The organism is Vibrio sp. V38_P2S17PM301 (genome assembly GCF_009904845.1).
In the GTDB taxonomy this organism is placed as follows: domain Bacteria; phylum Pseudomonadota; class Gammaproteobacteria; order Enterobacterales; family Vibrionaceae; genus Vibrio; species Vibrio proteolyticus.
The window spans coordinates 14,505-34,530 of the sequence record NZ_WXWO01000001.1 but is presented as its reverse complement, the minus strand read 5'-3'; the positions used below and the strand labels follow the sequence as shown (position 1 = coordinate 34,530).

General features: G+C 50.0%; 16 protein-coding genes and 1 riboswitch. Of the genes, 6 read left to right on the top strand and 10 right to left on the bottom strand.

Annotated features, from left to right (window positions below; all coding sequences use genetic code 11):
* Positions 1-78 precede the first annotated feature (78 nt).
* From CAG64_RS00150 to torD, 3 genes are all read right to left on the bottom strand, one after another.
* Positions 79-669 (bottom strand): TfoX/Sxy family DNA transformation protein, encoded by a 591-nt coding sequence (locus tag CAG64_RS00150; RefSeq protein WP_021704052.1) that lies wholly within the window; start codon positions 667-669, stop codon positions 79-81.
* Positions 670-782: 113 nt separating this feature from the next.
* A riboswitch (cyclic di-GMP riboswitch) is annotated at positions 783-867 on the bottom strand.
* 156 nt (positions 868-1,023) lie between these two features.
* Positions 1,024-2,028, bottom strand: a complete 1,005-nt coding sequence (purR, locus tag CAG64_RS00145) for an HTH-type transcriptional repressor PurR (protein WP_161455131.1) — start codon at positions 2,026-2,028, stop codon at positions 1,024-1,026.
* Between the two features lie 232 nt (positions 2,029-2,260).
* Positions 2,261-2,908, bottom strand: a complete 648-nt coding sequence (gene torD, locus CAG64_RS00140; protein WP_021704054.1) for a molecular chaperone TorD — start codon at positions 2,906-2,908, stop codon at positions 2,261-2,263.
* A gap of 237 nt (positions 2,909-3,145) precedes the next feature.
* Here torD and torR point away from each other — a divergent pair, with 237 nt between their 5' ends.
* A complete protein-coding gene (torR, locus tag CAG64_RS00135; RefSeq protein ID WP_021704055.1) occupies positions 3,146-3,853 on the top strand; it encodes a two-component system response regulator TorR in 708 nt (235 codons plus the stop codon).
* Between the two features lie 60 nt (positions 3,854-3,913).
* Here the strand turns inward: torR and elyC are convergent, their stop codons facing one another.
* Positions 3,914-4,735, bottom strand: a complete 822-nt coding sequence (elyC, locus tag CAG64_RS00130; protein WP_161453285.1) for an envelope biogenesis factor ElyC — start codon at positions 4,733-4,735, stop codon at positions 3,914-3,916.
* Positions 4,736-4,849: 114 nt separating this feature from the next.
* On the opposite strand from elyC, the gene cmoM reads away from it, so the two are divergent.
* From cmoM to CAG64_RS00105, 5 genes are all read left to right on the top strand, one after another.
* On the top strand, positions 4,850-5,641 hold the full coding sequence (cmoM, locus tag CAG64_RS00125; RefSeq protein WP_161453284.1) for a tRNA uridine 5-oxyacetic acid(34) methyltransferase CmoM: 792 nt from the start codon (positions 4,850-4,852) through the stop codon (positions 5,639-5,641).
* Positions 5,638-6,975: a chromosome partition protein MukF gene (gene mukF, locus CAG64_RS00120; protein WP_021704058.1), complete on the top strand. Its 1,338-nt coding sequence runs from the start codon at positions 5,638-5,640 to the stop codon at positions 6,973-6,975. Before cmoM ends, mukF begins: the two co-directional genes overlap by 4 nt.
* Positions 6,956-7,678, top strand: coding sequence for a chromosome partition protein MukE (mukE, locus tag CAG64_RS00115; protein ID WP_161453282.1), 723 nt, complete (start codon positions 6,956-6,958; stop codon positions 7,676-7,678). The genes mukF and mukE overlap by 20 nt, the downstream gene beginning before the upstream one ends.
* Positions 7,675-12,132, top strand: coding sequence for a chromosome partition protein MukB (gene mukB, locus CAG64_RS00110; protein ID WP_161455130.1), 4,458 nt, complete (start codon positions 7,675-7,677; stop codon positions 12,130-12,132). Before mukE ends, mukB begins: the two co-directional genes overlap by 4 nt.
* A 249-nt stretch (positions 12,133-12,381) precedes the next feature.
* The gene (locus tag CAG64_RS00105; RefSeq protein WP_161455129.1) at positions 12,382-13,389 is read left to right on the top strand and encodes a tetratricopeptide repeat protein; all 1,008 of its coding nucleotides are present in this window, start codon (positions 12,382-12,384) and stop codon (positions 13,387-13,389) included.
* A 59-nt stretch (positions 13,390-13,448) separates the two neighbouring features.
* On the opposite strand, the gene CAG64_RS00100 is transcribed toward CAG64_RS00105, so the two are convergent.
* The 6 genes from CAG64_RS00100 to CAG64_RS00075 form a co-directional block, all read right to left on the bottom strand.
* Positions 13,449-14,429 carry an alpha-L-glutamate ligase-like protein gene (locus CAG64_RS00100; RefSeq protein ID WP_021704062.1) on the bottom strand — a complete coding sequence of 327 codons (981 nt, stop codon included), beginning with the start codon at positions 14,427-14,429 and terminating at the stop codon, positions 13,449-13,451.
* A gap of 3 nt (positions 14,430-14,432) precedes the next feature.
* Positions 14,433-15,938 (bottom strand): inactive transglutaminase family protein, encoded by a 1,506-nt coding sequence (locus CAG64_RS00095; RefSeq protein WP_021704063.1) that lies wholly within the window; start codon positions 15,936-15,938, stop codon positions 14,433-14,435.
* An 8-nt stretch (positions 15,939-15,946) separates the two neighbouring features.
* Positions 15,947-16,690 (bottom strand): ATP-dependent zinc protease family protein, encoded by a 744-nt coding sequence (locus CAG64_RS00090; protein WP_021704064.1) that lies wholly within the window; start codon positions 16,688-16,690, stop codon positions 15,947-15,949.
* A gap of 331 nt (positions 16,691-17,021) precedes the next feature.
* Complete coding sequence (gene cmoB / locus CAG64_RS00085; protein WP_161453278.1) at positions 17,022-17,993, bottom strand: tRNA 5-methoxyuridine(34)/uridine 5-oxyacetic acid(34) synthase CmoB; 972 nt, start codon at positions 17,991-17,993, stop codon at positions 17,022-17,024.
* Positions 17,994-18,089: 96 nt separating this feature from the next.
* Positions 18,090-18,818: a carboxy-S-adenosyl-L-methionine synthase CmoA gene (cmoA, locus tag CAG64_RS00080; RefSeq protein WP_021704066.1), complete on the bottom strand. Its 729-nt coding sequence runs from the start codon at positions 18,816-18,818 to the stop codon at positions 18,090-18,092.
* A 103-nt stretch (positions 18,819-18,921) separates the two neighbouring features.
* Complete coding sequence (locus CAG64_RS00075; RefSeq protein ID WP_161455128.1) at positions 18,922-19,788, bottom strand: DUF72 domain-containing protein; 867 nt, start codon at positions 19,786-19,788, stop codon at positions 18,922-18,924.
* Positions 19,789-20,026 lie beyond the last annotated feature (238 nt).

Genomic DNA, 20,026 nt, shown 5'->3' with positions numbered 1-20,026 from the left:
CCGACAGAAAAAATTTCATCTCCCGTTTTGGTAAGCAGTACCAATAAGAAAAAAGCCAGCATAATGCTGGCTTCGGGGTTAGCTTAGGCGATTGATCAGTTCGTCTCGCCTGGATTGAGGGATCACCGACCAGTGAGTGCCGTTAATGGCGCCCTCCAGTGCCCACAGTAGCTCCAGACCGACATCGGCGGAGTGGGTATCGCAAATCGCTTTATAGGCGGCCACAGAGCCGTGGCGCTCCAGATCTTCAACAGAAGAGATACCTGCCTTTTTCAGCATGCGCTCAGTGGCAAGTCGAAGGTTGGGGAGATCTTTCAACCGGTTAGGTTTCGCGGTTGCCTGAGAGGCTTTTTCTTTTTTTGCTGACTCTAGCGCAGATTTCGCTTCATTCAGGGTTGCTTCATGATCGTCGTTCCAGCTATCTGGCAGTGCAAAATACTTTGTCACAACGGGAAAGCCGCGCTTCTTATAAACGTAAGGTTCATATCCTTGTTGCTTAAACTTTGCAGTAGTCTGCTCGTTAGCGCGGATGTGAAGCTTTTCGTTTACTACCAAAGCAAACATTGTGTCGTCGACAAAAATACCAAAACCACCAAACATTGAACGAGATTTGACGCGTCCTAGTTGCTCAAAAAGTCGCATTGAATCTTTAAGTACTGGTTTATCCATGTTTTTATTTCTCGGTGTATGTGAATACGCCACCAAATCAGGTCCGAGAGGTTAGCAAAAACATGCAATCGGTGTGTCAAATAGCAGTAAACTTGCTGAATGCATTTTTTGCCATCGGCAACCCCGCTACCTACCAGGTTCTGGTTTAGGCCGGAGGCTTTGCGTCCCACCCTTTCAGATGGTTTGCCCTGTGCGTGGCTAATGTAACCAATTTAAGCATAAATAAATTTTGCCCAGAGCTTCACAAAGCGTGGTTATAAATGTGATCTTGCTTCAGGAAATCGATGATGTGAAATGCGTTTAGTAAATAGTAAGTCACTAATACTAAACGCATTTTTATCAATAAGTGAGAGGTTAGTTCAGTTTTTTGACTGTACAGCGTTCGACAATTTCAGGGTGCATTTCGAAGACACGTTTCTCGTGTTCTTTGTCTTTTATACGCTCCAGCAGGATCTCAAATGCGTTCTTTCCGACCCGGCGCTTCGGCTGGTGAACGGTCGTTAGTGGTGGTGAGAAGTACTCTGCCAACTCTATGTTGTCATAACCAATGACGGACATATCTTCCGGAACCCGGATGCCTTTTTGCTGCAGACGACTCATCAGACCCAGGGCCATGGTATCGTTAAAGCAGAAAATCGCCGTCGGGCGTTTGTCCATCGCGGCAATTTTGTCTGCCGCTAATACAGCGGTGTCGCACTCGAAGTTGCCTTCCAGGATCCAGTCTTCATTTACCGGTAGCTTGGCTTCTCCCATGGCGCGGCGGAAACCCAGAATTCGTTCCTGACAGGCTGCTTTTTCAAAGTGGCCGCTCAGGCAGGCGATGTTGGTGTGGCCGTGATCGATCAGGTATTTCGTCGCCAGGTAGCCGCCTTCTTCTGAGTTATCGATGATCTTGTCTGCCTGGGAGCTTGCCGGGCCCCAGTCCATAATGACTTTCGGAATGTCTGCGTGACGCTCAAGCATTTCCGACAGCTCTTCGGTCAGATCAGAGCACATTACCAGGATACCGTCGACGCGCTTCTCAGCCAGCATGCGGATGTAGTCCCGTTGCTTTTCGTAGATACCGCCGGTGTTACACAGGATCAGCGTATAGCCTTGACGGTAACAGTAGCTTTCTACCCCATCGATCACTTCCGAGAAAAACAGGTTGGTTGATTGAGTGACCAGCATACCGATGGTGCGCGTGGTATTGCATTTCAGGCTACGCGCAACGGCACTCGGGGCATAGTTCAGCTCTTTCACCGCTTCCATCACTTTTTCTTGGGTGGCTTCAGCAACAAAGCGGGTTTTGTTAATCACATGGGATACAGTCGTCGTTGAAACGCCGGCTAAGCGTGCGACATCTTTAATGGTAGCCATAAGGTTCTGTCCTGTTGTCACCTGCCAGGTCAACCGGATTCCCCCGGCCTGAGGCAGTAAGTATCAGAAACACAAAAACCGCTTAAAGACAGCGGTTTGCATTCATCATCATATTTTTATCGTTTGCGATCACGATTTTAGACTGCTCTGCCGCAAGTGGCAATTAAAAAACCATCGCCTGGATAAGGCGATGGTCACAAAATGTTAATCTTGTCAGAGAGGGGCTTCGCGCTTATTCACCAACCAGATATTGGCAATCAAGCTCGAGAAATGCTTCCAACAGTGCAGCAACCGCTGCATAAAACCCAAACTGATCATACTGCTGACAACGTTGACTGAACTGAGGAACCCAGGACAGCAGATGTTGACGGATAAAAACTTCCTGATCCAGCAGCGCCTGATCGAGGTGCTTTTCCTGTTCCAGTTCGTTAGAGCGGATAATCATGTTGCCAAGGAAATCGAGTTCTATCGCCAGATGATCGGCTGGCTCGTTGAGGGATTTGTCGACAGCCACACCGTGATGTGCCATCACGGCTTCCATTTCAATGGCTGGCTCGTCATTGAGCAGACCCGATTTACCGATATAAATGGAGGCGTAAGGTAAAGCGGCGTCTTTGTCTGATTTCAGGAACAGATCGCAAAAATCCGCAGCCAGTTCAAGTGGCGCGTCTGTTCGGTCCATCAGGCGATTTAAGGCATCCACCAGTTGGTCAGAGGCCGGTTTCAGCGTACTATTTTCGCCAAGCCCGCTCAGAAAAGCGCGGATCTGAGGGGAGTGATACTGCTCAATGTCGGCCTCGGTCAGCTCTTTGGCAAACAAGCTGGATAACCACCAGTAAATTTCAGCTCGTTTTTCATTGAACGCTTTGGTTTCTTGCATGGATTAAGCTCCGGAAATTCTGATACTTCTAAGTTTAATGGATAAAGATGAATAGCGGTAACGCCATGTATGACAAATTATCGCGGCTTATGACGAAATATGAATGGAGTGATGAAGGTTGTCTTGAATCAATAAAAAGCCAGCTTTCTTCGAATTCGCGCCGCGGAGACTAGAATTGTGACTAGTTATGAATAGAATAATTATCGTAAACCATTCCAATGATTCAAAGTGGTGTAAATGAGCTATCACGTATTAGTAGTAGAAGATGATGCGGTGACTCGCAGTAAACTGGCGGGCTATTTTCAGAGTGAAGGTTACCAGGTCAGTGAAGCGGAGAATGGCGATCAGATGCGCGATATGCTTCAGGCTCACGCGGTCGATTTAGTGATGCTGGACATCAACCTTCCTGGCGGCGATGGCCTGATGTTAACGCGTGAACTGCGCAGTCAATCTGATATTGGAATTATCCTGGTGACAGGGCGCACGGATAGCATCGACAAAATCGTCGGCCTGGAGATGGGCGCGGATGACTACGTTACCAAACCGTTTGAGTTACGCGAGCTGCTGGTTCGGGTCAAAAATCTCTTGTGGCGTATTTCACTTGCCCGTCGTGGCGGACAAATCTGTGAGGAGCAGGATGGCAACGTGATTCGTTTTAGCGACTGGACGTTTGATGTGCAGCGCCGCGCCTTAAGTCGCAACGGTGAACCGGTGAAGCTGACGAAGGCGGAATATGAATTATTGGTGGCGCTTTCTTCCTACCCGAATCAGGTACTGAGTCGCGAACGAATCCTGAACATGATCAGCCACCGGGTTGATGCGCCGAACGATCGCACCATTGACGTGTTGATCCGCCGGATGAGAGCGAAAATGGAATTCGATCCCAAGAACCCGCAAATTTTCGTAACGGTGCATGGCGAAGGCTACATGTTTGCCGGCGATTGATCGTATACGGAAACAAAAAAACCGAAGCGTTGGCTTCGGTTTTTTATCGCTGAAATTGCTCTACTGCGCCTCACTGTTGCTCAACTGGCTTTGTTCGGCTTCGATCGCTTGCTGCTCGTAATCCGAAACCCAATTGCGCATAGACTGCCAAATCCTGCCTAACGTTTCATGCCAGTAGCGCTCAGTTTGTTCAAGATACACGGCTTTTGGGGTGTACTTATCCCAAGCCTGAGCAATGTTGGATTGCGCCAGATAATTGGTCGGCGCAGCAATTGGTGACAGACCCGCGGAGTTAAACTCATTCATTGCACGTTGCATATGGCTGGCGGAAGTCACCAACACTAATTTACGTTGTTGTACAAACGCCGCCGCCTGACGCGCTTCTTCCCAGGTGTCTTTGGCGGTTTCAAGCAGAATAATATCTGATTTAGATACTCCAAGCGCCAACGCGACTTTCGCCATCATGCGCGCATTGCTCATCTCCGAGCCACCCGCATAACCGGACAGAATCAACTTTGCGCCCGGATACATACGCACAATCCGAATGCCTTCGGTAAGGCGCATCAGACTGGCACGGCTCAGTTCTGAGGTGGGCGGAATACGGTCATCCACCACATGTGAGTTGCCCAGAACCATCACGTAGTCAATGGATTCATCCACAGGCAGAAAAGCAGAATACTGACGCTCCAAAGGCATCAACAGACGAGTGGATACTGGCTGGAAGGCGATCAGAAAAATGCCCATTAAGGAGAAAAGCACCACAAAGCAGCCAGACTTTCTTTTGGTGGTAAACATTATCAGCATCAGACCGATAAAGCCGATGATTAACATCGCTGGAAGCGGCATCAGAAGAGATGCGACAACTTTTTTCAGCTCAAACATACTTAAATAGTCCGAAAAAACATCACTTGATTGAAAAAAGGGCATAAAGCCTCTTTAATCCTGCCATTCCTATGACAGAATAGCAGCACGATTCGTTATCATAACCTAACCGCAGTGACTCAAGACCGTAATTTCGACGATATTGCCCACAAATTTGCAAAAAATATTTACGGCTCCGATAAGGGAGAGATTCGCCAAATTATTGTTTGGGAAGATCTTCTTAACCTGTTGTCGCAATTTTCTCAGCCCTCACTTCACGTTCTTGATGCCGGGGGCGGGCTGGCTCAAATGTCACAGAAGCTGGCTAAATTAGGCCACAGGATTACGTTGTGTGATCTATCTTGCGAAATGCTACAGCTAGCTGAGCAGGATATTGCAAATAACGGGCTGCTTGAGCAGTATCGCCTGATTCATTCTCCGGTCCAGTCGATTGACGAACATCTGGATGAACCTGTGGACGTGGTGATGTTCCATGCGGTCATGGAGTGGCTGGCCGATCCGAAAAGTGCGTTGGATAAAGTGCTGGCGCAGGTCAGGCCGGGAGGAATGGCATCGGTGATGTTCTATAACCATCACGGTCTGGTATTTAAGAATGCAATTTGTGGCAATATTCCCCATGTGCTGAAAGGCATGCCACATCGCAAACGATTTAAGTTACAGCCGCAGCAAGGGCTCAAACCGGAAGAGGTCTACCAGTGGATGGAAGACGCTGGATTTGACATTTGCGGTAAATCCGGAATTCGCTCCTTCAGTGATTACATTGGCAACATGAAGAATATGGGCGACTACGAATTTGACGATGTACTGGCTCTGGAAAAACAACTATGTAGACAAGAGCCGTACCTCTCATTAGGTCGATACATTCACGTATGGGCCAAAAAGAAACAAGAACAGGAACAACAATGAGTGAGATGACTCTCGATGCTGCGGAGCAACCAATTGATGAATTGGTCGGCTGGGTAAAGCAGCAAGATTTCTCATTGAACCTGACAACAGAGCGACTGGCGTTTTTGATTGCTGTCGCTGTATTAAGCAACGAAAGGTTTGATGAAGAGCTAGGTGAAGGAGAACTGCATGATGCGTTTACCATCGTCACCCGCATGTTTGCGGAGACGGGGGAAGCATCCGCATTCCGCGCCAACAACGCGATCAATGAAATGGTGAACCAGCGCTTGCTGAGTCGGTTCACCAGTGAAGTCAATGATGGCGCAAGTATTTACCGCCTGTCGCCGCTGGCGATTGGTATCACCGATTATTACGTGCGTCACCGCGAGTTTTCTAAGCTCAAGCTGTCGATTCAACTGTCGATGGTGGCGGATGAAATGGCGAAAGCCAAAGAGGCGGCGCTGAAAGGCGGAACCCCAGGTCATTGGAAGAAAAATGTCTACGGCGTATTGCGCTACTCCGTTGGTGAGATTTTTGATCAAATTGACCTCAACCAACGCGTTATGGATGAACAGCAGCGCTCAGTCAAAGAACAAATTGCAGAGCTGCTGAACAAAGACTGGCGCGATGCTATTAACAACTGTGAAGCGCTGCTGTCTGAAACCTCTTCGACGTTGAAAGAGCTTCAGGATACCCTGCAAGCCGCCGGAGACGAGCTCCAGACTCAGATCCTCGATATTCAGGAAAAGGTGTACGGTGACCCAGAGCTGGAGTTTGTCGAGGAAACGCTGTTTGGCCTGCAAATGAAACTGGATCGAATCACCAGTTGGGGTCAGCAGGCGATTGATCTGTGGATTGGCTATGACCGCCACGTGCATAAGTTTATCCGTACTGCGATCGACATGGACAAAAACCGGGCGTTCAGTACCCGTTTGCGCCAGTCGGTCAAAGACTATTTCGACATGCCTTGGTATCTCACTTATGCAGATGCCGAGCGTCTTACTGATTTACGTGATGAAGCTTTGGTGCTTCGTGATGATGAGGTAACCGGCCAGGTTCCTCTCGATATGGAGTTTGAAGAGTTTCAGCAAGTCAATGATGAGTTATCTGAGCGCATCGGCGCCATGTTACAGGTACACAAAGACAGCGGTTCGCCGATTGATCTCGGCAGTGTTCTGCGCGACTACCTGTCAGCACACCCACACACTCATCATTTTGATTTAGCCCGTATTGTTGTCGACCAGGCCGTGAGACTCGGTTATTCAGAGTCCGACTATCAGGCTGTTCAGCCTGACTGGCAAGCGATCAACGATTACGGTGCAAAGGTACAAGCAAATGTCATCGACCGATACTAATGAATACATGCCAGACAATCTGGTAAAAGCGATTTCCAACCCGTTGTTTCCTCAATTGGATAGTATGCTGCGCGCCGGGCGCCATATTTCCAGCGAAGATCTGGATAACCACGCGTTGCTGTGTGATTTCGAAGTTGAGCTGGCGTCGTTCTACCAGCGTTACAACACTGAGCTGATAAAAGCACCTGAAGGCTTTTTCTATCTACGTCCACGTTCGACCTCATTGATTGGCCGTAGTGTGCTTTCGGAGCTGGATATGCTGGTGGGTAAGGTACTGTGTTTCCTCTACCTTAGCCCGGAGCGTCTGGCCCACGAAGGGATTTTCACCAATCAAGAGCTGTACGAAGAGCTACTGGCCCTGGCGGATGAGAAGAAACTGATGAAGCTGGTCACCAATCGGGCGACTGGCTCTGATCTGGATAAAGAGAAGCTGTTTGAAAAAGTGCGTACGTCGCTGCGCCGTCTGCGCCGTCTGGGCATGATCATTAACATCGGTGAAACCGGTAAATTCAGTATCAGTGAGTCGGTGTTCCGCTTTGGCGCTGATGTGCGTGTTGGCGACGATATGCGCGAAGCACAGCTGCGACTCATTCGTGATGGTGAGGCGGTGGTGCATACACAGGAGCCAAGTCAGGGCAGCCTGCTAAATGACGACGACAATGAAGAAGACAACAACGAGCAAGAGTTAGAAGGTGAAGCATGATTGAACGAGGTAAATATCAATCGCTGACCATGGTCAACTGGAACGGCTTTTTTGCTCGTACATTTGATATCGATGGTTTGGTAACCACTTTGTCCGGTGGTAACGGTGCGGGTAAATCAACCACCATGGCCGCCTTCATTACGGCATTGATTCCGGATCAAACGCTGCTGCATTTTCGTAACACCACGGAGGCGGGTAGCAATCAGTCGTCTCGTGACAAAGGTTTGTACGGTAAGCTCAAACCCGGTGCATGTTACGCCGCACTGGATGTTCTGAACTCTCGTCATCAGCGCTTGACGTTTGTTGTTAAGCTGCAGCAGGTCGCCGGCCGTGACAAGAAAGTCGATATCAAGCCGTTTGTTATTCAAGGCTTACCGAGCCATCTCAAACCGACTGATGTGCTGGTGGAAACGGTCTCTAGCAGCCATGCGCGTGTGCGCCAGATTAATGAAGTCAAAGACGCGCTGGGTGAATACGAAGGCGTTCAGTTTAAAACCTTTGCGTCCATCGTCGATTACCATGCTCAGATGTTTGAGTTTGGGGTAATACCTAAGAAGCTGCGCAACTCCAGCGACCGCTCTAAGTTTTATCGTCTGATTGAAGCATCTCTGTATGGTGGTATCTCAAGTGCGATTACCCGCTCATTGCGTGACTACTTACTGCCTCAAAATGGCGGGGTGAAGAAAGCGTTCCAGGACATGGAATCGGCGCTGCGTGAAAACCGCATGACACTGGAAGCGATCAAAACCACTCAGGCGGATCGTGATCTGTTTAAGCATTTGATCACGGAATCGACCAACTATGTGGCCGCAGATTACATGCGCCATGCCAACGATCGCCGTAATAAGCTGGAACAAACGCTGTCGCTGCGCAGTGAACTGTTCGGCTCGCGTGAAACCTTGGTACAACAAAACGAACTGCTTAACCGTGTTCAGGAAGAGCTGGAGATGTTGGTTGAGCAGGAGTCGGCACTGGAAATGGATTACCGCGCCGCTTCAGATCACCTCCAACTGGTGCAGAATGCATTGCGCCAGCAGGAAAAGATCGAACGCTATCAGGAAGATCTGGAAGAGCTCAATGAGCGTCTGGAAGAGCAAATGATGGTGGTTGAGGAAGCGCAAGAGCGTGTGATGATGGCCGAAGAGCAGGCTACCGTTACAGAAGAAGAGGTCGACAGCCTCAAGACGCAACTGGCCGATTACCAGCAAGCGCTCGATGTTCAGCAAACCCGTGCCCTGCAATATCAACAAGCGATTCAGGCACTGGATAAAGCCCGTCAATTGCTGGGTGATAACACTTTGACGGCAGAAGGTGCACAAGCGTTAGTGGCACAGTTGAAGGCTCAGGAAAGCGCGAACACCAATACCTTGTTGTCGGTTAAGCACAAGCTGGATATGTCGTCAGCCGCCGCTCAACAGTTTGATACTGCATTGAAGCTGATTACCGGAATAGTCGGCCAGATCGAACGCAGTGATGCAGCTGATAAAGCCCGGGAAGTGATTCGCAAAGCCCGAGACGCTGAACAAACGATCCAGAATGAGCAGCAGTGGCGCGCGCAGCATCGTGATTTAGAGCGCAGCATCAATCAACAGCGTCAAGTCCGCGAACTGACAAGCGAATATCAGAAGCAGTTTCATGTCTCGCTGGACGACGAACTGACGCTGGAGCAAGAGCGCGAACGCCACGCATTGCAGTTGGAGTCACTGGATCTGGCTCAAGAAGAAGTGCGTGAGCAGCGCAGCGAACTGCGTCGGAAAGAGCAGGATCATTCGGCTGAAATTAAGCGTCTTGAATCCATCGCACCGGCTTGGATCAGTGCGAACGATGCACTGCAAACGTTGCAGGAGCAAAGTGGCGCTGAATTGTATGACAGCCAGGCTGTCATGACGCAGATGCAACAGGCACTGGAGCAGGAAAAGCAGCAATCCATTGCGAAAGACAAGCTGGCGGATCGTCGTGCGACGCTGGAAAACGAAATCGAGCGTTTAGCGTCACCGGGTGGCTCAAACGATCCACGTCTGAAAGGGTTAGCTGATACCTTGGGCGGCGTGCTGCTGTCTGAAATCTACGACGACATCACGATTGACGATGCACCGTACTTTAGTGCCATGTATGGTCCTGCCCGTCATGCGATTGTGGTATCGGATCTCAGTGACATTGAAGAAAAACTGGTCGAGCTGGACGACTGTCCGGACGATCTTTACATCATTGAAGGTGATGTGGATGCGTTCGATGACAGCTCGTTTGATGCGGAAGAACTCGAAGGTGCGGTGTGCGTGCGCATGAACGCGCGTCAGTTACGTTATTCCCGTTTGCCTGAAATTCCATTGTTTGGTCGGGCGGCGCGTGAACAGCGTCTTGAGCTGTTGCGTAATGAGCGCGAAGAGGTGGTTGAACAACACGCTAAAGCGGCGTTCGATTCCCAGAAACTGCAACGTCTGTATCAGGCATTCAACAGCTTTGTGGCAAAGCACCTGCAGGTTGCCTTTGAAGCGGATCCGGAACAGGCGCTACAAGCTTTGCGTGATAAGCGCAATCAGGCTGCGCGTCAGTTGGCGGATCTGGATACCAAAGAACAACAGTTGCGCAGTCAGCTGACGAGCAGCAAACAGGCGCTGGCTGCGCTGGACAAGATTGCGCCGAATATGGTGTTGATCGAAGACGACACACTGCAAGCCCGCTATGAAGAAATCGAAGCAAAGATTGCTCAGTTAAGTGACGCGAAAGTGTTCATCAATCAGCATGGTAAAGCCATTGCGGAGCTGGAAACCGTGGTGACGGCGCTGGACGCAGACCCCGAGCAATTTGATGCTCTCGAAGCTGAGTACCAGCGCGCCGATGAAGCACTGCAGTCGCTGAAGAAGCAGATTTTCGCATTGTCTGATCTGGTCGAGCGTCGCCACTACTTTGCTTACTCAGATTCCGTTGACCTGCTTAACCAGAGCAGTGAACTCAGTGAACAGCTGAAAGCCAAACTGGTGGAAGCAGAACGTGCCCGAACTCGATCCCGTGAAGAGCTCAAGCAAGCTCAGGGTCAAATGAACCAGTACAATCAGGTATTGGCGTCTCTGAAAAGCTCGCATCAAGCCAAGTTGGAAACCGTGCAGGAGTTCAAACAGGAACTGCAAGAGTACGGCGTGAATGCCGATGAAGGCGCGGAAGAGCGAGCACTGCGCCGCCGTGACGAGTTGCACGAGCGTTTGCATGCTTCGCGTGGTCGCAAGAGTGAATACGAACGGACGATTACCTCAACGGAACTGGAAATGAAGACGTTGGCCAAACGTCTGAAAAAAGTCCAGAAAGATTATGTTGAGCTGCGCACCTTTGTCGTTGCAGCCAAAGCCGGCTGGTGCTCGGTGCTGCGCCTGGCGCGTGAAAACGATGTTGAACGTCGTCTGCACAAGCGTGAACTGGCGTACATGAGTGCCGATGAACTGCGTTCGATGTCGGACAAATCGCTGGGTGCGCTGCGTCTTGCGGTTGCAGATAATGAGGACTTGCGCGATGCGTTGCGCCTGTCTGAGGACAATGCACGTCCAGAGCGTAAAGTGTTGTTCTACATCGCTGTTTACCAACATCTGCGCGAGCGAATCCGTCAGGATATCATTCGTACTGATGATCCTGTGGAAGCGATTGAAGAGATGGAAGTGGAACTGGCGCGCCTGACAGAAGAACTGACACAGCGTGAGAATCGTCTTGCGATCAGCTCTGAGTCGGTCGCAAGTATCATCAAGAAGACGATTCAGCGTGAGCAGAACCGTATCCGTATGCTCAACCAAGGCTTGTCGAACATTGCCTTTGGTCAGGTAAAAGGGGTGCGTCTCAACGTGAAAATCCGTGAGAGCCACGAAGTGCTGCTGGAAAGTCTGGCGGCTCAACAGGAGCAGCACAAAGATCTGTTTGAAAGCACCCGCTTTACGTTCTCTGAAGCGATGGCGAAGCTTTTCCAGCGAGTGAACCCGCATATCGATATGGGGCAACGTTCGCCACAAGTATTGGGTGAAGAGCTGCTGGATTACCGGAACTACCTTGAACTGAGCGTCGAAGTAAACCGGGGTTCGGATGGTTGGTTGCAGGCGGAGTCGGGCGCATTGTCGACCGGTGAAGCGATTGGTACGGGTCAGTCAATCCTGCTGATGGTGGTCCAAAGTTGGGAAGAGGAGTCTCGCCGTCTGCGAAGCAAAGACATCATGCCGTGTCGATTGCTCTTCCTGGATGAGGCGGCGCGTTTGGATGCCAAATCGATCTCAACGCTGTTTGAACTGTGTGATCGTCTGGATATGCAGCTGCTGATCGCGGCCCCAGAAAACATCAGCCCGGAAAAAGGCACCACCTATAAACTGGTGCGTAAAGTCTTTAAAGACCATGAGCATGTTCATGTGGTTGGATTGCGCGGGTTTGGTCAGGTGGACAAACCGAAGAGCGAAGCCCAGGAATTGGTCGAAGAGCTCTAACTCTTACTAAACGTTTGAATACAACGCCCGCTTTTGCGGGCGTTTTTTCTAGGCCTGACTACCTATGCGCTTAATGTACGCAATGCATTCCATGAAGCGAACTCAACCATGCAAGGTTTCATGCTACCCGGGATAAGAAACCGTTATGGATCACATCACTTTCAAAATGTTAATTAATGACTCTGTTGCATAAAAGAAAGCGGCTACAATACTGACCCTCTAATAATAACAACCTTGAGAACACTAACGATGTTATTGAGCCGTAAACTTCTATGCACTTCACTTGCTTTGGGTTTTTCAACCTCAGCACTGGCCTACGACATCAGTCTGGAGTCGTATGATCCTGATGAGTTACAGGTGCTTCAAGCTGCGGAAAAATCGGATAACCCTGTTCAGTTAATGGAGGCTGCGTCAGTCCTGCTCTACGAGTCCATGTTGCAGGAAAATGTCGATCAGGGCTTGGTTTACCTGAAAAAGGCCGCTCAGAAGGGAAGTCATGAAGCAGAATCCGAACTGGCGGACTACTACTATTACCAGCAAGAGGATTATGCCGAGGCGTTAAAATGGTATCACCAGGCGGAAAAAGGCCAGGATGCTTATGTGCTTTACAGTTTAGGTGTCATGTACTTTGATGGTGAGGGTACTCAAGTCGACCTAAAGAAAGCCAATGAGTATTATCTGGCAGCGGCGAAGCTCGGCTATTCGGACGCCATGTACGAACTGGCGTTTTCTTATAACGATGGCAAAGGCGTAGAGAAAGATTTTGTTCAGGCAGCCCATTGGTTCAAACAGGCGGCCGATCTGGGCGATGCCAGCGCGATGTATAACCTGGGTATCGCTTACCTGAATGGGGAAGGGGTTGAGAAAAGCTGTCCTACCGCGATGAAACTGTTTAACCAGGCCATTGATGCGGATGAACATGTGTTGTCTTACGCGACGCTGGGCAATCTGTACTACTACCCGGAATATAAGCGCCCGTGTGGGTTTAAAACGACCGATGATAAAAAGTCGTTCAGCTACTTTAGCGAAGCGGCGATGTGGGGTGATGAATACAGTCAGTACATGGTGGGGTATTCGTACCGTAATGGCCATGGCGTATACAGCGATTTCGTTAAAGCGCTTGCCTGGCTGAGTATCGCGGCTGACAACGGTTATGCAAAATCGGCCGAGGCGGTCAAAGAAGTCAAACGTCATATGTCGCGTGCAGACATTGAAAAAGCCGGTGAATTGCAAGCGTCGCTGGAAGAGGAAATCTAGCCCGGACATTAGCCATAAAAATGCCCGCTATGAGCGGGCATTGTTGTATCTGGTCAGGATCAGTCGGTAATTTCTTTGGCAAACACCCCAAACTGTCGCGCAGCGTACGCCACGCGTTCAGCAGGCTTAGGGTATTCTGCAGGTCGGCCGATACTTTCAATATGATGCAGTCGAGGAAGCAGACCACAGCCGTTGGCGATCTGGATTGCCAGTCCAGGTCGAGCATTGAGCTCCAGTACCATTGGACCTTCTTCTTTGTCCAGAACCATATCGGTGCCCATGTAGCCAAGTCCTGTCATTTCCCAGGCACTGGATGCGAGTGTCAGCAGACGCTCCCAGTGGGGGACTTTGAGCGTTGACAGCTCTTTTCCTGTGTCCGGATGATGAGTTACTGGTTGATCAAACTGGACGGCTCGTACTGCACGTCCGGTTGCAATACAGATACCGACGCCGACCGCACCCTGGTGCAGGTTGGCTTTGCCGTCAGATGCCGAAGTCGAGCAGCGCATCATCGCCATCACCGGGTAGCCTTTGAAAACGATGATGCGCACATCGGGCACACCTTCGTAGCTGAAGCCATCAAAGCAGTCATCAAACTTAATCAGGTTCTCGACCACGGCAACGTCATTCTTGCCGCCCAAAGAAAACAGTCCTGCCAGTGCGTTACTGATGTGGCGCTCAACGTCCTCTTTGTTTATGGTCGCCCCAGATGGTTTGGTGTACACCCCATCTTTGTGCGAGATCACGACGAGAATGCCTTTACCACCACTGCCTTGAGCCGGTTTGATGACAAACCCTGGCCAATCTTTCACCATCTCGTGGATGGTTCTCACTTCGGCTTGGTTCGCGATCACACCAATCAGTTTCGGTACCGTCGCGCCCGCTGCCTGAGCAATGATTTTGGTTTTCAGCTTGTCGTCCACCAAAGGGTATTTGGAGCGGTCGTTGTAGCGACCAATGTAACTGTGGTTACGTTGGTTCATGCCCATGATCCCTTTGTGCTTTAACTTGCTCGGGGAGGTATAACGAGAAAAAAACATCGTTTAGTCCTCCACAAGTGGTTTGAAGCGACGCAGTTCGGTCAGGCGGTAACCCGTATAGGTACCCAGCAACAAAATGCCTGCTAGAACGATCAGTTGCAGACCGATGAAGTTAAAGGTCAGGTGTTGGATGTAGCTGTTGGTCATTGCCAAATAGATCAAAACAGCGGTCAGGAGTGAGCCACCGCCTTGCATAGCCACTTCTTTCGGACCTTCTTCTTCCCACAGGATGGACATCCGTTCAATGGTCCACGACAGGATGATCATCGGGAAGAAGGTAATCGTCAGCCCTTCTGTCAAACCGATTTTGAAAGCGATCACGGTAAACAGCGAGATAATCATGATCACGGTAATAATTACCGCCGATATCCTCGCCACCAACAGCAAGTTAAGTTTGGACAGGTAACTGCGGATGATAAGGCCGGTCCCGACAATCAATAGGAAGCCGACAATACCGGTCAACAACTGAGTTTGGACGAAAGCGACTGCAATCAGTACCGGCATGAACGTACCGGATGTTTTCAATCCGACAATCACACGCAGGAACACAACAATTAACGCGCCGATTGGAATCAGCATGATGGTTTTAAACATCGCCTGTTCTTCCAGTGGCAAACTGTGAATTGAGAAGTTCAGCAAGCCGTCCGCTTCAATTTTATCGCTGGTTGCCTGTTGTGGTGTCACGTCCTGAGCGATCATTGAGAACGTCACCTGACTATTCTGACCACCAATCAGGTCAAGCAGAGAAACGTTGGACTCATCCCACACCAACAGGTTTGGCTGAATTTCCTGACTGATATTGTCCGGGTTGAACAAGATCCATTTTTTGCCACTCCATACCTGGTTCATCTGTTGAATGCTTTGACGGCGGCGGCCATCTTCCAACTGAATCACACCGACGACTTTACTCTGGATACCTGCGTATGCCAGCAACTTATCAATCGCCTGGACTTTGCTCATGCTGTTCAGGATCAAGGCGGCATTCTGACTGTCGCCATCATTGAGGGCTTTGATCAGTTCACGGGTAAAGGTGACGTCATCAGCGGAACGCTCATTGGCTTGTTGGATCAGAGCAACTGCTGCTGCCTCACTGGGGCCATCAAATGTCGGTTTGAGTACTTCGCCGCTCGGTGGAATCGGATCGACTTTGGCTTGAGAGTCCACCAAAAACTGAGCTTTGTAGTAAATAGTCTGTGCGCCACGGGCATTGCGGACCGACCATTCTACGCGGCGACCGGAATCCGAGTTGATGTAAGAGACACCATAGCCTGGCGAGGAGGCTGATTCATTGACAAGAGTGAAACCGTCTTGAGTATGTGGGGCTGCCAGAGAGGCTTTGACGGGTTTATTCTGGGCGGTAAATTCAATCCGGGCTTCTAAATCCCATACTTGGCGTGTTTCGCCCGGCGTCCAAGGGACGCCATAACTATTGTGTCTGAAAATGCTAAGAGCGATCCCAGCAACTATCAGTAACAGAACTGACAGGTAAAATGGTACTTTGGACGTCATAAACTACCTTATTGTTTTTGTTTGTCTTCCGTATGAATATATTTTCGGCTGACATCAACCACGGCGATGTCACGAATGAACTCCCTGCCCAGTAGAACAGGATGGCTCATTTGCGAACGGTCTGCCAAAGTAAATTGCGCTTTTTCATGAATTTTTCCGACTCTGACCCACAATTCAATCACGGCGCGGCGTTCGACATCTTCAGAGGTCGATTGGCGGATTTTGACAAAACGAATAATAGGCGCTTCGATCCAATTGTCGGCATCAAGCGTTTTTTCACCATCGGAGAGGTGGAAACGCACCCAATTTTTACCATTGCGCTCGAATTGCTCAATATCCACAGCGTTGAGTGAGGAAGTCGCTGCCCCGGTATCAACACGGGCATCAAACGTCTGCTTGATAGAGTCAATGGTCACTTTTTCGATTTCACCCAGAATGATGTTATCTGGCATCGGGGTAGGGAGCGGCACAGGGGCTGGCTCTACTGGCTCTGGCTTTTCATTCAGCTTTTCCAGGGTTACTTTCTTAAACGAAGCAATCTGCTTGCTGAGCGCTTTTATGTCACCTTCCAAACTATCAATGTAATCGGATTGATTACTCATTTGGAGTTCCAGGTTGGTAATTTTGTTAGTCAGTTCCGCTTCAGACGTGTTGATCGCCGTCAGCGTTTCCTGGTGGTATTGTTCGGAATTGGTCAGTGCGCATCCTGAAAGCAAACTAACTGCAATAACGGGTGCCAGTCGAGTAAACATTGAAAACCTTAAAAATAGCGTTAAGTGTTTGTATTTTGCGAGTTTAGCTTATCTCCACAAACGACGACAAGGCCAGAAACTTCACCTTTATCACGCTGTGGTTATAGTTATCTGCTCAGGTAACAGTGAGGGCGAGTTTAGTGATAGACTTCTCGTTTTCTGCCGCGTCTGGCAACGGAAAACCGGATGGCTTGACATTAGAAAGTGGTCGTACACAGAGCCCTGCACCTCGGGGGTTACCTGCTTCCAGCGATAAAGGCGAAAACTGCCCCTTTATCGCTCGGCATTAGGGTATCTTCCGCGTGCATTATACACGTTAAAACTGTGTCAATTATGGTTTATTGGCAATTAAAATTGCGCGGCGTGGTGCCGGGTAACCTTCAACGGTTTTTGTCGGGTCCGTCGGATCGATGTAATCCGGCAGCGAGTTGTGTGTCATCCAGGAGGTGGTGCGTTGCTCACCAAGGGATGTGACGTTTTCATCCACGATGCGTACGTTGATAAATCCGCTCTGCTCCAGCCACACTTTCAGTGCTTTTGCAGAAGGGAAAAAATAGACATTGCGCATTTGGGCGTAACGGTCAACAGGCACCAGCACGGCATTTTCGTCGCCTTCAATCACCAGTGTTTCGAGGATCAACTCGCCGCCTGATACCAGTTGGTTTTTCAACTGCAACAGGTGATCAAGCGGTGAACGGCGATGATAGAGTACTCCCATGCTGAATACGGTGTCGAACGCTTCCAGCTCTGGCAGTTGCTCAATACCGAGCGGCAGCAGGTGGATGCGTTGATCGTCGCCCATCAGCTTGCGAATGGCTTCAAATTGGATAAGGAACAAGTGAGACGGGTCGATGCCGACACACAAACGTGCCTCTTCGCCCAGCATACGCCACATGTGATAACCATTACCACAGCCAACGTCCAGCACAGTGCGGTTTTTCAGTGGTGTGATGTGAGGGAGCAAGCGATCCCACTTCCAGTCGCTTCGCCATTCGGTATCAATATGAATGCCATGAAGATCATACGGACCTTTACGCCACGGGTGAAAGGTTTTCAGCAGGTTTTCCAGTTTTTTGAATTCGCCTTCGGGCAACGCGTTTTCATTACGCACGCTGACGGCATTTTTTATATCGATGTGATCCGGCATGCCTTGCGGGATTTTTTTCAGCGCACGCAGCCAGCGCTCGAAATCGCCGTGCTGAGCGTTCTGCCAGTCCGTCAGCTGTTGTGGAAGGGTATTCAGCCAATGCTGCAGGCGAGTATCCTGAGCGATCAACTGGTAGAAGTTACCAAAACTAAACATGGAAAAGTTCCTGGTTTAAAAGCCATTCCCCGGTTTGCATACGGTTTGGACGCGTGTTCCTCCGGGGGAGTCGAAACACCATCACCTGAAGGCCATCTATTTAATGGCAAACATCGAGCCGAAGTTGAAGCACTGGAACCACACATCGTAACTGGCGAAGCCAATTTTGCTAAAACGTTCCTTGTGAGCGGTGATCGAATCAGGACGCATAACATTTTCGATCGCACTGCGTTTCTGGCTGATCTCCAGTTCGCTGTAGCCATTGGCGCGTTTGAAGTCATGGTGAAGGTCAATCAGAAGTTCGTGTGAGACTTCATCTTCAAACACAAATTTTTCCGACAGGATCAAAATACCGCCCGGACGCAGGCCGGCGTAGATTTTTTCCAGCAACGCGTATCGGTCTTCAGGCTTAAGAAATTGCAAGGTGAAGTTGAGCACCACGACTGACGCATCGTCGATTTCGACATCGCGGATATCGGCTTCGAGCACTTCGACAGGAGTATCGCTGCGGTAAGCGTTGACGTGCAGCTTACAACGTTCGACCATCGCTGAAGAATTATCGACAGCAATGATGCGGCAACCTTCCTGATTGATGTGGCGACGCATAGACAGAGTCGCGGCACCGAGCGAGCAACCCAGGTCGTAGATGGTGGAATGCGGCTTGACGAAGCGCTCCGCCAGCATACCGATGGCCGAGATGATGTTGCTGTATCCGGGTACTGAACGCTGGATCATATCGGGAAAGACTTCAGCGACGCGTTCGTCGAAGGTAAAGTCGCCGATTTTATCAATCGGAGCGGAAAAGATGATGTCTTTATTGCTCATAGTTTATCTCGCACTACCAACAGACCAGCACAGTGCTGGCTCGGAAAAAGGCGCGTATTTTAGGGGAAAATTACGCCTGTGTCATTACAGACAGCGGCTTGACTCAGAACATCTGGAGCTGAGTATCGCCATCTTTAGCCGGGAAGGGCGCTAAATCCGGCAGCGTCATTAGCTGTTGCAACTGCTGATACAGCCTCAATGCCAACTGTGGTGCTTCGACATTGTCCGGGGTATGGATCATCACGTAAGGTTGTTTACCTTGCGCGATCCAAGCGGGCAGTTTCTTCAGCCACGGCGCAAAGAAACCCAGGTTTTCCTCCAAATCGGGGTGACCGATAAATCGAATCATTGGGTGGGCAGCGGTTGAAATCGCATGCACGGGGACGCGAGGTTTCTTCTGATGGGCATCGATCACGGCTTCGGTGTTTGGTGGTGCCGCGAAGACGGGGCGGCTGTCCATGATAATGCGGTCAATTCCGGTTTCCAGTAGCCATTGATTAAGGGCTTTTTCTTCATCACCTTTGGCAAAGAAAGCCGGATGACGGACTTCGACCCCTAACGGAAAATGCTGAGGAAACTGGCGACAAAATACCTTGAGGTGATCCAGATGCTCGGGGCCGAACGCCGCAGGTAATTGAATCGTCCATTGGCCAACGCGTTCATGCAGCGGTGCCATGACATTCATAAATTCGCGCAGCAGCTCCTGGGAGTTTTTCAATAACTGCTGATGAGTGATGGCTTTGGGCAGTTTGAACGTGAAACGGAAGTCATCGTGGGTGGCGCTGCGCCAGTTTTGCACCGTTATGGGGGAAGGTGTCGCATAGAAGGTGGTATTGCCCTCAACGGTATGAAACACGCGGGCATAGCGCTCCAGTCTGTCTGCCGGCTTGGTTCCGCTGCCGTAAAAACTGGCTTGCCATTGAGCGTGGGACCACATCGTCAGGCCCAGACGTATTGGTAGAGTGTCCATGAAGTTTTATCGGTTAATGGTGACCCTATTCGAGCTAAGATGCACAGTGTAAGCGAGATTAGATCAATTGTGTAATTTGGTGGACCGAGCGTATATAATCGCCCTCATTTCAGCCTTGGAATCACAATTTGGTTGCTTTTTGTGCGAATGGCGGCTGAAGCGGCGAAAAAGCCTGTAAATTGTCCGCTTGAATGTCGATTTTACTCGTCTTTAAGCGTATAAATGAAATCTTGCGCTA